The sequence below is a fragment of the Burkholderia sp. YIM B11467 genome, assembly GCF_052952715.1.
This window is the reverse complement of record NZ_JBQVSQ010000006.1, coordinates 103,429-118,963: the sequence shown is the minus strand read 5'-3', so window position 1 is coordinate 118,963 and position 15,535 is coordinate 103,429. Positions and strand designations below refer to the sequence as shown.

15 protein-coding genes are annotated in these 15,535 nt (G+C 64.9%); 9 read left to right on the top strand and 6 right to left on the bottom strand.

All coding sequences use genetic code 11. The features are described from left to right. Nucleotides 1-45: 45 nt before the first annotated feature. From ACTRWB_RS21480 to ACTRWB_RS21465, 4 genes are all read left to right on the top strand, one after another. Nucleotides 46-2,130, top strand: a complete 2,085-nt coding sequence (locus ACTRWB_RS21480; RefSeq protein ID WP_446903161.1) for a 3-hydroxyacyl-CoA dehydrogenase NAD-binding domain-containing protein — start codon at nt 46-48, stop codon at nt 2,128-2,130. Nucleotides 2,131-2,165: 35 nt separating this feature from the next. Next, a complete protein-coding gene (gene pncA, locus ACTRWB_RS21475; protein WP_129512335.1) occupies nt 2,166-2,798 on the top strand; it encodes a bifunctional nicotinamidase/pyrazinamidase in 633 nt (210 codons plus the stop codon). A 50-nt stretch (nt 2,799-2,848) separates the two neighbouring features. Beyond that, nucleotides 2,849-4,027: an acetyl-CoA C-acyltransferase gene (locus tag ACTRWB_RS21470; protein ID WP_446903160.1), complete on the top strand. Its 1,179-nt coding sequence runs from the start codon at nt 2,849-2,851 to the stop codon at nt 4,025-4,027. Nucleotides 4,028-4,288: 261 nt separating this feature from the next. Further along, nucleotides 4,289-5,692 (top strand): sensor domain-containing diguanylate cyclase, encoded by a 1,404-nt coding sequence (locus ACTRWB_RS21465; RefSeq protein WP_193098549.1) that lies wholly within the window; start codon nt 4,289-4,291, stop codon nt 5,690-5,692. A gap of 57 nt (nt 5,693-5,749) precedes the next feature. On the opposite strand, the gene ACTRWB_RS21460 is transcribed toward ACTRWB_RS21465, so the two are convergent. Continuing rightward, the gene (locus ACTRWB_RS21460; RefSeq protein WP_446903159.1) at nt 5,750-6,667 is read right to left on the bottom strand and encodes a LysR substrate-binding domain-containing protein; all 918 of its coding nucleotides are present in this window, start codon (nt 6,665-6,667) and stop codon (nt 5,750-5,752) included. A gap of 92 nt (nt 6,668-6,759) precedes the next feature. On the opposite strand from ACTRWB_RS21460, the gene ACTRWB_RS21455 reads away from it, so the two are divergent. Next, complete coding sequence (locus ACTRWB_RS21455) at nt 6,760-7,773, top strand: zinc-dependent alcohol dehydrogenase family protein (RefSeq protein ID WP_446903158.1); 1,014 nt, start codon at nt 6,760-6,762, stop codon at nt 7,771-7,773. A 72-nt stretch (nt 7,774-7,845) separates the two neighbouring features. Here ACTRWB_RS21455 and ACTRWB_RS21450 read toward each other — a convergent pair whose 3' ends face one another. Beyond that, the gene (locus ACTRWB_RS21450) at nt 7,846-9,990 is read right to left on the bottom strand and encodes a hypothetical protein (protein ID WP_446903157.1); all 2,145 of its coding nucleotides are present in this window, start codon (nt 9,988-9,990) and stop codon (nt 7,846-7,848) included. A 573-nt stretch (nt 9,991-10,563) separates the two neighbouring features. Between ACTRWB_RS21450 and ACTRWB_RS21445 the strand changes: the two genes are divergently transcribed. Next, complete coding sequence (locus ACTRWB_RS21445; protein ID WP_446903156.1) at nt 10,564-10,863, top strand: hypothetical protein; 300 nt, start codon at nt 10,564-10,566, stop codon at nt 10,861-10,863. A 188-nt stretch (nt 10,864-11,051) separates the two neighbouring features. On the opposite strand, the gene ACTRWB_RS21440 is transcribed toward ACTRWB_RS21445, so the two are convergent. The 4 genes from ACTRWB_RS21440 to ACTRWB_RS21425 all read right to left on the bottom strand — a co-directional run bounded on the left by ACTRWB_RS21440 (nt 11,052) and on the right by ACTRWB_RS21425 (nt 13,300). Further along, entirely contained in the window at nt 11,052-11,345 is a 294-nt protein-coding gene (locus ACTRWB_RS21440) for a hypothetical protein (protein WP_446903155.1), read from the bottom strand. 789 nt (nt 11,346-12,134) lie between these two features. Continuing rightward, nucleotides 12,135-12,590 (bottom strand): avidin/streptavidin family protein, encoded by a 456-nt coding sequence (locus tag ACTRWB_RS21435; protein ID WP_446903154.1) that lies wholly within the window; start codon nt 12,588-12,590, stop codon nt 12,135-12,137. 475 nt (nt 12,591-13,065) lie between these two features. Further along, nucleotides 13,066-13,227 carry a hypothetical protein gene (locus ACTRWB_RS21430; RefSeq protein ID WP_446903318.1) on the bottom strand — a complete coding sequence of 54 codons (162 nt, stop codon included), beginning with the start codon at nt 13,225-13,227 and terminating at the stop codon, nt 13,066-13,068. Beyond that, nucleotides 13,169-13,300: a hypothetical protein gene (locus ACTRWB_RS21425; protein WP_446903310.1), complete on the bottom strand. Its 132-nt coding sequence runs from the start codon at nt 13,298-13,300 to the stop codon at nt 13,169-13,171. Before ACTRWB_RS21425 ends, ACTRWB_RS21430 begins: the two co-directional genes overlap by 59 nt. A gap of 265 nt (nt 13,301-13,565) precedes the next feature. Here ACTRWB_RS21425 and ACTRWB_RS21420 point away from each other — a divergent pair, with 265 nt between their 5' ends. The 3 genes from ACTRWB_RS21420 to ACTRWB_RS21410 all read left to right on the top strand — a co-directional run bounded on the left by ACTRWB_RS21420 (nt 13,566) and on the right by ACTRWB_RS21410 (nt 15,513). Then, nucleotides 13,566-13,880: a Dabb family protein gene (locus tag ACTRWB_RS21420; protein ID WP_446903153.1), complete on the top strand. Its 315-nt coding sequence runs from the start codon at nt 13,566-13,568 to the stop codon at nt 13,878-13,880. After that, a complete protein-coding gene (locus ACTRWB_RS21415; RefSeq protein WP_048246791.1) occupies nt 13,877-14,356 on the top strand; it encodes a PaaI family thioesterase in 480 nt (159 codons plus the stop codon). The genes ACTRWB_RS21420 and ACTRWB_RS21415 overlap by 4 nt, the downstream gene beginning before the upstream one ends. A gap of 197 nt (nt 14,357-14,553) precedes the next feature. Beyond that, entirely contained in the window at nt 14,554-15,513 is a 960-nt protein-coding gene (locus tag ACTRWB_RS21410) for an alpha/beta hydrolase (protein ID WP_446903152.1), read from the top strand. The last annotated feature ends 22 nt before the right edge of the window (nt 15,514-15,535 follow it).

The window sequence follows — 15,535 nt, the reverse complement described above, 5'->3', positions numbered from 1 at the left end:
AATGAAGCGCAGCCACCCCGGCGCGCGATGCATGGAGGCAGGCAGATGGCAGTGGATTACTCGACTCGCGACGGCGTGGCCGTCCTTACGCTCAACAATCCGCCCGTCAACGGGCTCGGCCTGTCGACCCGGCTCGGCATCATGGACGCGCTCGAGCGCGCCGCGCAGGATCCGTCGGTCACGGCGATCGTGCTGACGGGTGCCGGCCGCGCATTCTCGGGCGGTGCCGACATCACCGAATTCAGCACGCCGAAGGCGCTGCAGGAGCCGACGCTGCACACCGTGATCCGCGCGGTGGAGGCGAGCGCGAAGCCCGTCGTCGCGGCGCTGCACAGCGTCGTGATGGGCGGCGGCCTCGAGCTCGCGCTCGGTGCGCACTATCGCGTCGCGGCGCCCGGCGCGCAGGTCGCGCTGCCCGAAGTGAAGCTCGGCCTGCTGCCGGGCGCGGGCGGCACACAGCGCCTGCCGCGCGCGGTGGGGCTCGAAACCGCACTGAACATGATCGTGTCGGGCGCGCCCGTGCCGTCGGAACAGCTGGAGAAGAGCGGGCTGTTCGACGACATGGCCGACGGCGACCTGCTCGACGCGGCCGTCGCGTTCGCACGCAAGGTCGGCGCACAGAAGGGGCCGCATCCGCGCGTACGCGATCGCAAGATCGTCCACGCGAACGCCGCGGGCTACATCCAGTTCGCGCGCAATTCCGCGCAGGCCGCCGCGCCGAATTTCCCCGCGCCGCACAAGTGCATCGACGCGATCGAGGCCGGCGTGCTGAACGGCTTCGACAAGGGCAGCGTCGCCGAGCGCGAGGGTTTCGTCGCGCTGATGATGACGCCGGAAAGCCGCGCGCTGCGCCATGCGTTCTTCGGCGAGCGCGCGGCGAGCAAGATTCCCGACGTGCCGGCCGATACGCCGCTGCGCGAGATCCGCCGCGTCGGCGTGATCGGCGCGGGCACGATGGGCGGCGGGATCGCGATGAACTTCGTCAACGCGGGCTTGCCCGTCACGCTGCTCGAGACGAAACAGGAAGCGCTCGAGCGTGGCGTTGCAACGATCCGCAAGAACTACGACGCGCAGGTGAAGAAGGGCAAGCTCACGCAGGAGAAGCTCGACGCGCGCATGGCGCTGATCACGCCGACGCTGTCCTACGACGACCTGAAGGAGGCGGACCTGATCGTCGAGGCCGTGTTCGAGGAACTCGGCGTGAAGGAACAGGTGTTCCGCAAACTCGACGAAGTCGCGAAGCCGGGCGCGATCCTCGCGTCGAACACGTCGACGCTCGACGTCGACAAGATCGCGGCGTTCACGAAGCGTCCGCAGGACGTCGTCGGCATGCACTTCTTCAGCCCGGCGAACGTGATGAAGCTGCTCGAGGTCGTGCGCGGCGCGCAGACCGCGAAGGACGTGCTCGCGACCGTGATGGCGGTGGCGAAGAAGATCCGCAAGACGGCGGTCGTGTCGGGCGTGTGCGACGGCTTCATCGGCAACCGGATGATCGAGCAGTACATCCGCCAGGCACTCTTCATGCTCGAGGAAGGCGCGCTGCCCGCGCAGGTCGATCGCGCGATCGAGAAGTTCGGTTTCGCGATGGGGCCGTTCCGGATGAGCGACCTCGCCGGCAACGACATCGGCTGGGCGATCCGCAAGCGTCGTTACGTCGAGAAGCCCGATCTGCAGTACTCGAAGATCGCCGACCGCCTGTGCGAGCAGGGCCGCTTCGGCCAGAAGACGGGCGCCGGCTGGTACGACTACGTGCCGGGCGAGCGCAAGGCGAAACCGTCGTCGCTCGTCGACGAGATGGTCGTCGCGTATTCGAAGGAGCGCGGCGTCGAGCGGCGCAAGATCGGCGACGACGAGATCGTCGAGCGGCTGGTGTTCGCGCTCGTCAACGAAGGCGCGAAGATCCTCGAAGAGAAGATCGCATCGAAGGCGTCCGACATCGACATGGTCTATCTGACCGGTTATGGCTTCCCGTTGTGGCGCGGCGGCCCGATGCTGTACGCGGACGTGGTCGGCCTGTACAACGTCGAGCGCGCGATTCGCCGCTACGCGGCCGCGCCGAACGGCGACGCGTGGCAGCTCGCGCCGTCGATCGCCGAGCTTGCCAAGGCCGGCCGCGGGTTCAACGGCTGACGACGCCGCATGGCGGCGCTGCAAGGAGAAACGCAATGAAACGCACCGACGACGTGCTGCTCGTGATCGACGTGCAATACGACTTCATGCCGGGCGGCGCGCTCGCGGTGCCGGACGGCGACGCGGTCGTGCCGGTGATCAACGCGCTCGCGCGACGCTTCGACCAGGTCGTGCTGACGCAGGACTGGCACCCGCGCGACCACGTGTCGTTCGCGGCGAACCATCCGGGCCGCGAACCGTTCTCCACGCTCGCGCTGCCGTACGGCGAGCAGGTGCTGTGGCCCGTGCACTGCGTGCAGGACACCGACGGCGCGGCGCTGCATCGCGACCTCGACATCCCGCAGGCGCGGCTCGTGATCCGCAAGGGCGGCGACGCGCAGGTCGACAGTTATTCCGCGTTCGTCGAGGCCGACCGCACGACACGCACGGGGCTCGCGGGCTATCTGCGCGAACTCGGCGCGAAGCGCGTGTGGTGCTGCGGGCTCGCGACCGACTATTGCGTCGCGTGGTCGGCGCTCGATGCGCGCGCGGCCGGTTTCGAAGCCGCGGTGATCAACGATGCGTGCCGCGCCATCGACCTGAACGGGTCGCTCGCGCACGCATGGCAGCAGATGCAGGCAGCGGGCGTCGCGCATGCGACGTCCGCGGGCGCGCGCCCGGCGGCGTAGCGCATTCCCCATCCGATTCAGGACATGAAGCAGGACCGAAGGAGACTCGCATGACCGAAGCCGTAATCGTATCGACCGCACGCACGCCGCTGGCGAAATCCTGGCGCGGCGCATTCAACATGACGCACGGCGCGACGCTTGGCGGCCACGTGGTCGCGGCCGCGCTCGAACGCGCGAAGCTCGATCCCGCGCGCGTCGAGGACGTGATCATGGGCTGCGCGAACCCCGAAGGTGCGACCGGCGCCAACATCGCGCGGCAGATCGCGCTGCGCGCGGGGCTGCCCGTCACCGTGCCGGGGATGACGGTGAACCGTTTCTGCTCGTCGGGGCTGCAGACCATCGCGCTCGCCGCGCAGCGCATCATCGCGGGCGAAGGCGACGTGTATGTCGCGGGCGGCGTCGAATCGATCTCGTGCGTGCAGAACGAGATGAACCGGCACATGATCCAGGAAGGCTGGCTCGTCGAGCACAAGCCCGAGATCTACTGGAACATGCTGCAGACGGCCGAGAACGTCGCGAAGCGCTACGGGATCGCGAAGGAGCGGCAGGACGAGTACGGCGTGCAGTCGCAGTTGCGCGCCGCGGCCGCCCAGGAAGCCGGTCTCTTTCGCGACGAGATCGTGCCGATCACCGTGCTCGCGGGTATCGCCGACAAGGCGACGGGCCGCCTGTTCACGAAGGAAGTGACGGTCTCGGCCGACGAAGGCATCCGCCCCGACACGACGCTCGAAGGCGTGTCGAAGATCCGTTCGGCCGTACCGGGCGGCGTGATCACCGCCGGCAACGCGAGCCAGTTCTCGGACGGCGCGTCGGCCTGCGTCGTGATGAACGCCGAGGTCGCGCAGCGCGAAGGGCTGCAGCCGCTGGGCGTGTTCCGCGGCTTCGCGGTGGCCGGCTGCGAGCCGGACGAGATGGGCATCGGCCCCGTGTTCGCGGTGCCCAAGCTGCTGAAGCAGGCGGGGCTGAAGGTCGACGACATCGGCTTGTGGGAACTGAACGAGGCGTTCGCGGTGCAGGTGCTGTACTGCCGCGATACGCTCGGGATTCCTGAGGATCGCCTGAACGTGAACGGCGGCGCGATCGCGGTCGGCCATCCGTACGGCTTGTCGGGCGCGCGCTTGACCGGCCATGCGCTGATCGAAGGCAAGCGGCGCGGCGTGAAGTACGTGGTCGTCACGATGTGCATCGGCGGCGGGCAGGGTGCGGCCGGCCTGTTCGAAATCCTCTGATTTTTGACCGGTGGCGGCCGCGGCTTCGGTTCGGCGAAGCAGGCGGCCGCGACGCGAATCGGCGCGGCAAGGCCGCCATTCGGAACGACCGGGAAGCAAAAGGCATGCGCCCGGCAATGCCGTTTCCCCTTACTTGTCAAACAAATTGCCCCACCTATACTTGCTCTGACATTTGCCTTTCGGCACGATGGGCCGGATCGTGCGTTGCGCGATCCGTGCCGCGAAGGTTCGAACCAACGCAGCAGACCGACCGGGGACCGAATGAGTACGACCTATGCAGCCGGGGGGGAACCGCCGCGCGTCGTCAGCGCGGCCGCGAGGCTCTACGCGAAATGCCTGCTGGTCGGATTCGCGTTGCTGCCTGCGTATCTGATCGCCTATCTGTGGTTCTTCAGCGACCCGCACGTCGTGTTCGAGAGCCACATTTTCCATGAAATCGCGATCGCGGCCGCGACCCTCGAGGGCGCTTTCGTCACCTATGTGACGTGGGTGTGCTACCGGTCGTCCGGCGAGCCGCTGCTGCGCTGGCTTACACTCGGCTTTCTCGGCTTCGCGATGATCTATGCGCTGCACGGTGCGTTCACCGGGATGGCGCATCACAATATCTGGCTGTTCCTCCTGTACGGGCCCGCGTCGCGGCTCGTGATGTCGATCCTGCTGCTCACGGGCCTGATGTCGTATTCGCGTCCGCCCGATCGCTTCGACAAGCGCACCAGCGTGCGGACGTGGCTGCCGTGGATCGTGTTCTTCGTGATCGTCAACGTGGCCGTCGCGTACATCGCGTATTCGCCGGTCGCGGGCGCGTTGGGCACGCGGCTGTCGATGGAAGGCGGCGCGCTCGTGTTCTCGCTGCTGAACGTCGGCGTGCTGCTCGCGCGGCGGATCCGCTCGCCGCTGATGGTGATCTACGGCGTGTCGATCATGGCGTTCGCGCTGTCGTCGCTCGCATTCATTCTCGGCAAGCCGTGGAATCACATGTGGTGGCTCGCGCACGCGATTTTCGCGGGCGGGTTCTTCCTGCTCAGCTACGGCGTCGTGCAGGCGTTGCAGACGACCCGCTCGTTCTCGGCGATCTACAGCCAGGAAGACCTGATGAGCCGGCTGTCGGAATCGATGGCGCGCACCGAGAGCGCGCTGCAGGAGCTGCGGCGCACGAACCAGAAGCTCGAGTACATGGCCGCGACGGATCCGATGACGGGCGCGTCGAACCGCCGGCAGTTCATCGCGCAGGTCGAACGCGAGATGGTACGCGCCGAGCGCGACGGCACGCCGTTTTGCCTGCTTGCGCTCGATCTCGACAATTTCAAGAACATCAACGATGCGTACGGGCACCAGATCGGCGACGAGGTGTTGCGCGGCGTCGTACGCCAGTGCCTCGAGGCGATCCGGCCGGCGGGCGGGCTCGCGCGGGTCGGCGGCGAGGAGTTCATGGCGCTGCTGCCGGAGATGCCGCTCGAAGGCGCACGCATGACGGCCGAGCGCGTGCGCTCGTCGATCGCGAGCTCGCCGTTCGGGCTCGATTTCAAACGCGTGCAGGTGACGGTCAGCGTCGGCGTCGCGCAATACGGGGTCGACGGCAGCACGGTCGACTCGTTGCTGCGCGTGGTCGACGAGCGGCTGTACCAGGCGAAGCGGGAAGGGCGGAACCGGGTCGTGTCGCGGTAACGCGGTGACGCATGAGCGGTCGGGGCGGGCCGCGCACGGCCCGTCGAAATCGGCTGCCTACGACGCGAGCAGCGGCGGAATCGCTGCAAGCACCGCATCGATCGCCACTCTCAGCTTGTGCGGCAGGAACCGCGTCGCGGGCCACACCACATGCATCGGCGTGCCGGGCGACGACACGTGTTCCAGCACGCGCACCAGCGCCCCCTTGCGCAACGCATCGCGCACGAGCCATTCGGGCAGGTGAACGAGCCCTGCGCCGCGCATGGCGGCCGCGATCAGGCTGTCGATATCGTCGAAACCGAGCTGGTAGTGCAGCGCAGGCTGCACGATGCGGCCGTCCGGCCCTGCCAGCGTCCACGGATTCGCGCGGCCGCCGCGCAGGTAGACGATGCAGCGATGAGCGGCGAGTTCGTCCGTATCGCGCGGCGTGCCCCACGTGCTCAGGTACGCGGGCGACGCACAGACCGCCATCGATTGCACGCCGAGCGGGCGGGCGATCAGCGTATCGCTGTCGGGCAGCGCGCCGCTGCGAATGGCGAGATCGACGCCTTCATCCGCAAAATCGACCACGCGATCGGTGAAATGCCCTTCAACCTGCAGTTGCGGATGCTGCTCCGCCAGATCGAGCAGCAGCGGTGTCACGTGGTGGCGGCCGAACACGACGGGCGCGCTCACGCGAATCCGCCCGGTTGCCTCGCCGCGGCCGGCTTCGAGCATGTGCTGCGCGGCATCGAGCGCCTCCAGCGCCTGCGCGCATTGCTCGTAGAACGCGTGGCCGTCGTCGGTCAACGCGAGACTGCGGGTGGTTCGCACGAACAGCCGCGTCCCGAGCCGCGCTTCGAGCCGGCCGATCGCCTTGCCGACCGCCGAGCGCGTCTGTCCGAGCCGGGCGGCCGCCTGCGCGAAGCTGCCGGCGTCGACGGCAGCGACGAACGCGCTGATACCGGCCAGCCTGTCGTGCGAGATTGGTTCCATCGTGTCTACTATAGGTCGATAAATTAGCGCCACATGGCAGTTGCAGGAATCATTATCCTGCCAACTCCTCTGTTTTCGTTCTCGGAGTCGCCATGTCGTCACTCATGCATCGCTGGCAATCGCCGGCTTTCGGCCGTCAACACCTGCAACTCGCGGCCGTACCGATTCCGACGCCGGGCCCGCGCGACGTGCTGGTGCGCGTGGATGCAGTCGCGCTGAACTATCGCGACCTGCTGGTGTTGCGCGACGGGATGGGGATGGCCGTGCCGTTCCCGCTGGTGCCCGGTTCGGACATGCGCGGCGAGGTTGTCGCGACAGGGGCCGACGTGACGGACTTCGCGCCGGGCGACGCGGTGATCAGCACGTTCTTCACCGGTTGGCAGGACGGCCTCCAGCCGCGCGGCAGCGTGCCGCTCGGCGTGCCGGGGCCGGGGATGCTGTCCGAGTACGTGGTGCTCGGCGCCGATTCGCTGGTGGCCGCGCCGCACACGCTCGACGCCGCGCAGGCCAGCACGCTCACCTGCGCAGGGTTGACCGCGTGGTATGCACTGGCCGACGCATCGACGACACGGCCGGGCGATACGGTGGTCGTGATCGGCACGGGCGGCGTGGCATTGTTCGCCGTGCAGATCGCCCATGCGCAGGGGGCACGCGTGATCGTCGTGTCGGGCAGCGACGAGAAGCTCGAGCGCGCGAAGCGGCTCGGCGCACACGACGGGATCAACCGCACGCGCACGCTGGACTGGGCCGCCGAAGTGCGCGCGCTGACTGGCGGGCGCGGTGCCGATCACGTGCTGGAACTCGCCGGTGCGGACAATTTCGGGCGTTCGCTGTCGTCGCTGGTACAGGGCGGCCGCGTGTCGGTGATCGGCAATCTGGGTGGTGATGCGCTGACGACGTCCGTGTATCCGCTGCTGACGGGGCGTGCGACCGTGCAGGGGATCGGCGTCGCACACCGGCGCGCGCTCGAGGACCTCGTGCGCGCGGTGGACTGGCTGAAGCTGAAGCCGGTGATCGAGCGCGAGTACGGGTTCGATGCGCTACCGGCCGCGCTCGACCACCTCGAACGCGGCGCGTTCGGCAAGGTGGTCGTGCGGATGCGTTGAGCGGTTTCGTACGCACTGAAGCCCCGAGGCGAGGCGGCCCGGGGCTTTTTTGCGTTTTCCGCACGCGATGCGCTATCGCGACGCGACGGCCGCCGCCGCGTTTTTCGGCTGTACATCCTGCATGCGCTGCGACGCCTGCCACCAGTACTTGCCCGCGCGCTGCTGCGGATCGCGGATCGCGAGATACGTCGTACTCCACAGCTGCGCCGCGTTGGCTTCGGTGGCGTCCGCGCTGCGCGTGCCGAACGCATCGGTCTGGTACTGGCCGTTCACGTAGGACCACGTCCACATCTCCGACGTGCGCATGTCGCGTCCGTTCGAGATCACCTGCCAGATCGTCTGCCGTGCCTGCGCGAGCAACGCGCGGGTCGTGGCCGACAGGTCCTGGCGTGCGAGCTGGCGATCGAGCCCGGCCACCCACATCGCCTGCTGCCACGACCAGATCACCGTGCCGTGATACGCGGAGCTCGTGAACTTCGGCCACAGCGACGGGTTCGCATACGCCGGGTTCGCGATCAGCAACCCCGCGTCGGTCACGAGCCCGGTCGGGAACGGTCGCGTGACGTCGGTGACGATCCGCTGGAGCTCGTCGTCCGGCGGTGTGCCGAACAGCAGCGCGAAGCCGCCGTCGGAATTCATCACCGGAACCGGATTGCCCTGCTGATCGAGCGACAGCGCGTAGAACGACAGCGGTGCCCCGGGCGCGGCGCCGGCCGGCACGCCGGCGGACGGCGCATAGGCCGACACGTCGGTGGCCGCCTGCGCGGCCGGCACGCTGACCTGGAACAGCGGCGGCGCCTGCGTTTCCCACGTGGCGGCCTGGTTCGCCGTGTTGGCGAGCGTCGCGCGCTGCCCGGCATCGAGGTACGGATCGAGCAGGCCGCGCGTGAGGAACGCGTTCGCCGCGCGCAGCGCGGCCGGCACGAGCACCGCGTTCACGTCGTACGGGTAGACGCCGCCGCCGAGCCCGTCGGTGCTGTCGCGCCAGTTGCCGACGATCTCGCCGGGCCGCAGGTGGATCAGGTTCGCGACTGACGGCTGCTGCGCGAACGGCTGCGTGGTCGTCGCGACGTGCAGCAGGTTGACGACCAGGCGGGCGCCGTTAGTCTGGCCGTCGCTGCCGCGCTGCGCCAGATAGGTGGCCGCGCGCGCCTGGCTGCGCGTATCGTCGATCAGCCACGCGGCCGCGATCGGCGCGAGCAGGTAATCGCTGTCGATCATCTTGTAGTCGTAGGTCGGCGTCGGATCGTTCGGCCGCCCGTTCTTCTGGTTGTCGACCAGCGCGAATTCGCCGATCCCTTCCTCGTGCGCGACCTTGCCGTCGACCGACAGGCGGCTCAGCACCGACGACAAGCCGGCCTCGATCGCCGCGGGTGCGAGCACGGGCATCAGCATGCGGACCGAGATCAGCGTGTCGCGGCCGAAGTACGTGTCGTACTGCCACGAGCCGGCCAGCAGCTTGTCGTTGAAGCTCAGGAATTCGAGCACGTTCTGGCTCACCGGATCGGGGTTCACGGACGGCGCGAGCAGGTCGGCGCGCGTGATCGGCGACAGCGGCGTCTCGCCCGACAGCGCATCGACATGCAGCCGCAGCGTGTGCGAGCCCGCCGGTGCGTTCAGAACGAGCTTGCCGCCCGCGGACGGCGCGATGCTGCCGCCGTCGCGCAGCGTGATGCGCAGCGCATAACCGGGCGCGCCGTCGATCCGGTCGCGTTGCCATTGCGCGGCGTTGCCCTGGATCGTCGGCGCCGTGACGATCTGCTGCGGAATCGTTGCGCCGCCGTTGAAGTCGCGCAGGAAGCGCACGTTGCTGAGCACGCCCTGGCGGATCGTCAGCGTGCTGGTGTCCACCGACACGTCGGCGCCGATCCCGTACAGCGGGCGGCCGTGCGTGTCGGGCGCCGACAGCGCGGACGGCGGCGTGTCGAGGCTCCAGTTCACCGGCTGCGCGGTGTCGTCGAACCACAGCCCCGTGCCGCTGTTGCCGGCGGGGAAGACCACGAGCAGGCGCGGTTTCGTCGACGAGCGCACCAGCAGATGCGCGGCCACCTTGTCCTGCCGGTAGAACGCGTTGAGCTGGCCGCCGGCGTCCATGCGGAACGACAGCGCGGCGTTGTTCGACGGCGTGCCGCTCGATTGGACGTCGTCGTCGTTGCAGGCCGCGAGCAGGGCGGCACAGACGAACCCGAGACACAGCGACTTCGCAAGGCGATGCATGTTGATGTCCCTCCTGATGACTGGCGATTTTTATCGGAATGATCGAGTGAACGGATCTTCTGTCCGTTTCGTCTGGTGTCGCGGGCATGCGGGTGAATGCCGGGCGTTAATCGGGTATTGATGCTTCTGCGGCAAGCGAATTGAGCGGCAAATAAACGAATGACCGATAAATGCCGAAAACTGAAATAACAGGGGGCGTCGCCCTGCGGTGCGGCACGGGGAAAGGCAATGCGGATGGCCTTCGCGTGGACGAACGACGGTTCGTGTACGGCGGGAGAAAACGAAACGTAAGCCGTCGTAGGGGATTCTAAATTTATGGGAAAGTCGAAGTCAATAACGTTTTCGAGATTTTATGATATTCGATTGATATGGTTGCGCAATTATTACTCGTCGAATCGGTAAAATATGCGATTTAATGGGAAGGGGTAATGAAATCCGCTTATCAAGCAATGAAATGATTGGCAATGACGTTTCATTCGGGCAATTGATGCCGGACAGGAAACGAATCGTCGCGTTCGTGCAGGAGGTTGTCGTGCAAGCCGTGTTCCTGCGATTCAACCCGGGACGAGCGCCGTGCTGGTTTCGAAGCGTGATTCCGATAACCGAACCTATGGTCGACGGCGGCCTGAGTCGTCGAGCCGCCTCACGATGCACAGCCGAGCCGATCTGTCGGCCGAAAAGACGATCGCGCTGAAGGCGTTCAAGATGGGGCTAGATGATGAGTTTCCGATCGAGTCGGTAGAGCACACGTTCGCGTCGCGAAGGTGGCTCACCTTCGTTACGTTGAACGGAGGGACCAACGGGAAGGTGAAGGTCGGACGCGGGAAGAAGCCGGGCAAGAAGACCAACCTTGTTGGTCCGACGCCGGAGTAGTACCGGGCAGACGATTCGCCCGCCTTTCCGCTAGCAATTTCTCAAGGAAGCCGTTCCGAGCATCATCGATGACGCGTTCAATGTTTTCGCCCGTGTGCTCCGGCCCTTGCTCGATCTTTACGACGGATTCGCCAGCCGGTTCGTAGCGGATCCTCGGCAAGGGCCGGTGCGGCATGATTGATGAATTGCTAGTTGCCAATCGCGATGAATGCGAAGCTTCTGTTTTGAAGGCTGCCTGAGTTATTGCCGGTATTGGCCTGGCAGGAATTCTTGTTGACGAACGGGAAGGCTACGCCGTCAGAACTGGCCTGTGATGAGTCGTTGTAGTTGTTTTGAGATCCGACAAGTCCGGGGAGTGCCGAGAATCCGGGGCTGAAGGAGATCGAATATCTGCCGGAGCTGATGTTCTCGACGGTGAAGTCCCCGCTGCCGTTGAGAATGTTTCCGTTTTTGTCGATGGTGCCCCAAACGATACGAGCCATTATTTCCTCCGGTGTGGTCAATGTAAATAATGTGCCATATTGGATGGCTTGAACCAAAGTGATCAATAAATTCGGATTTTGAAAAATCCTATATGGATCGCATTGGAGTTTCGATGGTAGATCTTGATTGTATGAAAGTAAACCGCTGGTTAAAGTGGGCTTTATCGATTGAATGTCGTGATTTCGTTTTATTTGAGAGGGATTGTTTTGGGTTTTGATTGATCAATAAATTGAACGGAATGTGACTTCTGTTGAGTATTCTGGATGCCAGTCGGAACTGGCTCGGGCGGCTTTTTTATGGGGCGGATGCAAGGCCACGAAAAGACAATTCCGGAGCGGATCGTCACGGGTGGACTGATTGGTACCGCGAAGGGACTGGCCGGCAGGGCGCGACTGACGTTTCGGCTCGTCGTCGGCCGAACCCCGAGATACAGCTCATTGGCGTCGGCAAGTTTGGCTGGCTTGTCGCCTGCCTTCGCTTGCCGGATCCTGACTTCGTTAAGCGGCTCGGTGAAAAGGCGGGTACTCGTGTCGCAACCTTCGCCCGACAGGTGGACTGAATCGCGTGAGCGCCGCGACCAACAACGATAACTGTCTGTCGGAATCTGTTGGGAGAGCGTTCACCCTTACGAAATGAATATCGAAGCCCTGAGTGTGAAAGCCCTCGGGGCTTTTGGCTTGTGGGACACAATCTGTGCCCCACGCCGATCCTTCGGCAGTGGGGCTCAGTCGTTTCGACTCCCGACGTTGATACGTGAGTCTGGCGTGGGAGTGCGGGATGCAGCCCCACTACTGCGAGACAAGCGGGGTGAAAACGTCTTGCCCCGTATTGACATGCTTCCACGGATACTGGGCGAAGGCGTTCGAGTAGTAGTAAAGCGCCGTGATCGTCGGTGTGCCGTTCGTCACCTGGCAAAGTCCTGACCACGTTGTAATGCTGTTGTAGTTGGCAGAACCATTGTTCCAATTCACGGAAAATGTGACCAGCGTGACTTGATCAAGCCCGTTGTTTGCAGGCGGCGCTGCATAAAACCAGCCGGAAAGTGGAAAAGTCTGCCCGGTCGTTCCCGAGGGTGAGATATATGTTCCAGTAATGGCGCCAGTTGGCGCGACGGACGTGATATTCATCGTTGAGTTCAGCTCATTGAGCCACGAGCCGGTTGGGTTTTGGCAAGTTGCCGCGTCGGCCAGAGAGGGCAATGCGAGAGCCCCCAAAATAGCGAGTGATGCGAGGGTCTTCTTCATTTTCGATTCCTTTCGTGTGATTTCGCGGATCCCGCGTATTGGCTCAATCACGACCTGGCGAGCCTGACCCCAATCCGACATGTATTTTGTGCGAGCTCGACTAACGATGTCTGACGATAGTAATCATCCTCTCGTCAGGCTTCGTCGAGTGGGCGATAGGTTTTTGGATCATTCCCGTTAATGGTGGCGAGAAAATTTGAAAAACCTGGAATAATCATTTGCTGTTAATGATTTGATTAATATTTTTATTCTAATGAAATGCGGATCTGATATTCAGCATAGGTTGGAAGAAAGAGGGTGGCAAGAATGAATGCTTGTTTTGAGGGAGATTTCGGGATCGCGAAATATTGACTTTGTATCGATAGGAATTCGGGTTTTGAGGGGCATCAGAGACGTAAAGGTGAGTTCGGTGAAGATGCTCCCAATTCCCAATGATCGTGCGTGATGATTAATCACGTCTTCCGCTTCTTCGCAGTCACTCGTCACTGACGGCGCGGAAAGTTGCTTTGCCTTCGTTGCTGCGCGCGGACAGCACGTCCTGCCGCGCATGAGACGGGTGCAGTCCCTTCTTGACGAGTTCACGGGCATCGTCGCGTGCCGCGCGTGCGCCTTGAAGGCTGATGGTGGGGATATCCACCGATCGCGAAGCGGTTCTCCTTCCCAGCAATGCTGTACTTGTATCGCCAGAGCTTGGCGCCGGCCGGAATCACCAACAGATACAGCCCATTGCCGTCGGTAAGTTTGGTAGGCTAGTCGCCTGCCTTCGCTTGTCGGATCTTGACGTCAGTAAGCAGCGCGGTGAAAAGGCGGGTATCGTCTTTGGCGGCTTGAAACGATGCCCGCATTGATACCCGCTTTTCCCCCGGCGGGACATGATTTCCGGCGAACGCAAGCGAACGGTGGAAGGGCTCAGGATGCCCGGCCGGCAAGGATTCTAGGAAAATCGCGGCACCAAGACGAACTGGAGCGAACGAAGTGATCAGACATATTGTGATGTGGAAGTTGAAGGAATTGGCAGAAGGCGCGACGCGCGCGCAGAACGCGCTGAAGCTGAAGGAAAAGCTCGAAGGCTGCCGCGATCTCGTGCCGGGCATCCTGCAGATCGATGTCGGCGTGGCGACACCCGGCCTCGACGCGACCTCCGACATCGTGCTCGTGTCCGATTTCACGGACAAGGCCGCGCTCGACGCGTACCAGGTGCACCCGGTTCACCAGGAAGTGAAGAAATTCGTCGTCGCGGTGGCCGAATCGCGCGAGTGCGTCGACTACATCGTCGACAGCGCACGATGAGCGACGCGGCATCCCCGGCGGACGTCCCGTCGATCGAAAGCCCGTTCGTCGACCTGCTCGGCGTGCGACTCGTGTCCGCGAAGGACGGTGCGAGCGAGATCGTGCTGCCGCTCGAAGAGCGGCACATGAACACGTGGAGCATCGCGCACGGCGGCGTGACGATGACGCTTGCGGACATCGCGCTCGCGATGGCCGCGCGCAGCCTGACCGACGACGGCATCGGCGTCGTGACGGTCGAGATGAAGGTGAACTTCATGCAGCCGGGCCGTGGCGAGCTGCGCGCCTACGGGCGCGTGATGCATCGTTCGACGACGATGGCCTACTGCGAAGGCGAAGTACGCGACAGCGACGGCAATTTCGTCGCGAAGGCGCTCGGTACGTTCAAGTACATGCGGCGGATCGCGGTGGGCCGCGACATCAAGCGGCAACGCTCGCGCACCGCGCCGGACGCGCAGCCCGGCCCGAGCGACGCGTAAGCGCCCCGACGCACGGCCCTGCCTCGCCCGAGGCAGGGCCGTTTTGTTTGGCGTCGTGCGTTCGCGCGCCGGACGCGTTACACGGAGCGCCGAAGCGCCGTCATTTCGGCAAGCAGCGCGTACCGCCCGTCCGCCGCGGGCGTGGCATCATGTGACGCTTGTCCGCTTACGGCGCCGCGCACGCGCCGTCCTCACCGATGCCGCTGAATCCGAAGATCGCCCAGGTGCTCGACATGATCGAGCGCGCGAAACGTCCGTCCTATCATCACCAGACGCCGCAGCAGGCGCGCGCCGCGTACGAGAAGAGCGCGCCGATTCTCGACGTCGCACCGGCGACGATGCATTCGGTCGAGGAATGCGTCGTGCCGACGCGCGACGGTCGCACGATCGGCGCGCGGCTGTACTTGCCGGTCGCGCCGAGCCTCGCGGAGCCGCTGCCCGCGCTCGTCTACTACCACGGCGGCGGCTTCACGGTCGGCAGCATCGACACGCACGACGCGCTGTGCCGGATGTTCGCGCGCGATGCGCAATGTGCGGTGCTGTCGGTCGGCTACCGGCTAGCGCCCGAGCATCGGTTCCCGACCGCGGTGAACGACGCCGACGACGCATTGCGATGGCTGCATCGCGAGGCCGCCACGTTCGGCATCGACGCAGCACGGCTGGCGGTCGGCGGCGACAGCGCGGGCGGCACGCTCGCGACCGTCTGCGCGGTGCTCGCGCGCGACGCTGGCATTCACCTCGCGCTGCAAATGCTGATCTATCCGGGCGTGACGGGCCATCAGGACACCGAGTCGCACGCGCGGCTCGCGAACGGCTACCTGCTGTCGCAGGACACGATCCAGTGGTTCTTCACGCAATACGTGCGCGATTCCGGGGACCGCGACGACTGGCGCTTCGCGCCGCTCGACGGCACGCGCGGTGCGCCGTCGTTCGCGGGTGTCGCGCCGGCCTGGATCGCGACGGCCGAGTACGATCCGCTGAGCGACGAGGGTGCCGCGTACGCGGACAAGCTGCGTGCGGCCGGCAACGCGGTTACGCTGGTTTGCTATCCGGGGATGATCCACGAATTCTTCAAGATGGGCGGCTACGTGCCGGAAGTGCGAGCCGCGCATGCGGACGCGGTCGCGGCGCTGAAGGCCGCATTCGACGACGTTTGACGACTGGCGTTTGACGGCGTGC

Coding starts and splice junctions, on each gene's coding strand:
- ACTRWB_RS21455 (WP_446903158.1), top strand. CDS start 6,760: ATGTCGTCACTCATGCATCGCTGGCAATCGCCGGCTTTCGGCCGTCAA.
- ACTRWB_RS21435 (WP_446903154.1), bottom strand. CDS start 12,590: ATGAAGAAGACCCTCGCATCACTCGCTATTTTGGGGGCTCTCGCATTG.
- ACTRWB_RS21480 (WP_446903161.1), top strand. CDS start 46: ATGGCAGTGGATTACTCGACTCGCGACGGCGTGGCCGTCCTTACGCTC.
- ACTRWB_RS21410 (WP_446903152.1), top strand. CDS start 14,554: ATGCCGCTGAATCCGAAGATCGCCCAGGTGCTCGACATGATCGAGCGC.
- ACTRWB_RS21415 (WP_048246791.1), top strand. CDS start 13,877: ATGAGCGACGCGGCATCCCCGGCGGACGTCCCGTCGATCGAAAGCCCG.
- pncA (WP_129512335.1), top strand. CDS start 2,166: ATGAAACGCACCGACGACGTGCTGCTCGTGATCGACGTGCAATACGAC.
- ACTRWB_RS21470 (WP_446903160.1), top strand. CDS start 2,849: ATGACCGAAGCCGTAATCGTATCGACCGCACGCACGCCGCTGGCGAAA.
- ACTRWB_RS21450 (WP_446903157.1), bottom strand. CDS start 9,990: ATGCATCGCCTTGCGAAGTCGCTGTGTCTCGGGTTCGTCTGTGCCGCC.
- ACTRWB_RS21465 (WP_193098549.1), top strand. CDS start 4,289: ATGAGTACGACCTATGCAGCCGGGGGGGAACCGCCGCGCGTCGTCAGC.
- ACTRWB_RS21460 (WP_446903159.1), bottom strand. CDS start 6,667: ATGGAACCAATCTCGCACGACAGGCTGGCCGGTATCAGCGCGTTCGTC.
- ACTRWB_RS21440 (WP_446903155.1), bottom strand. CDS start 11,345: ATGGCTCGTATCGTTTGGGGCACCATCGACAAAAACGGAAACATTCTC.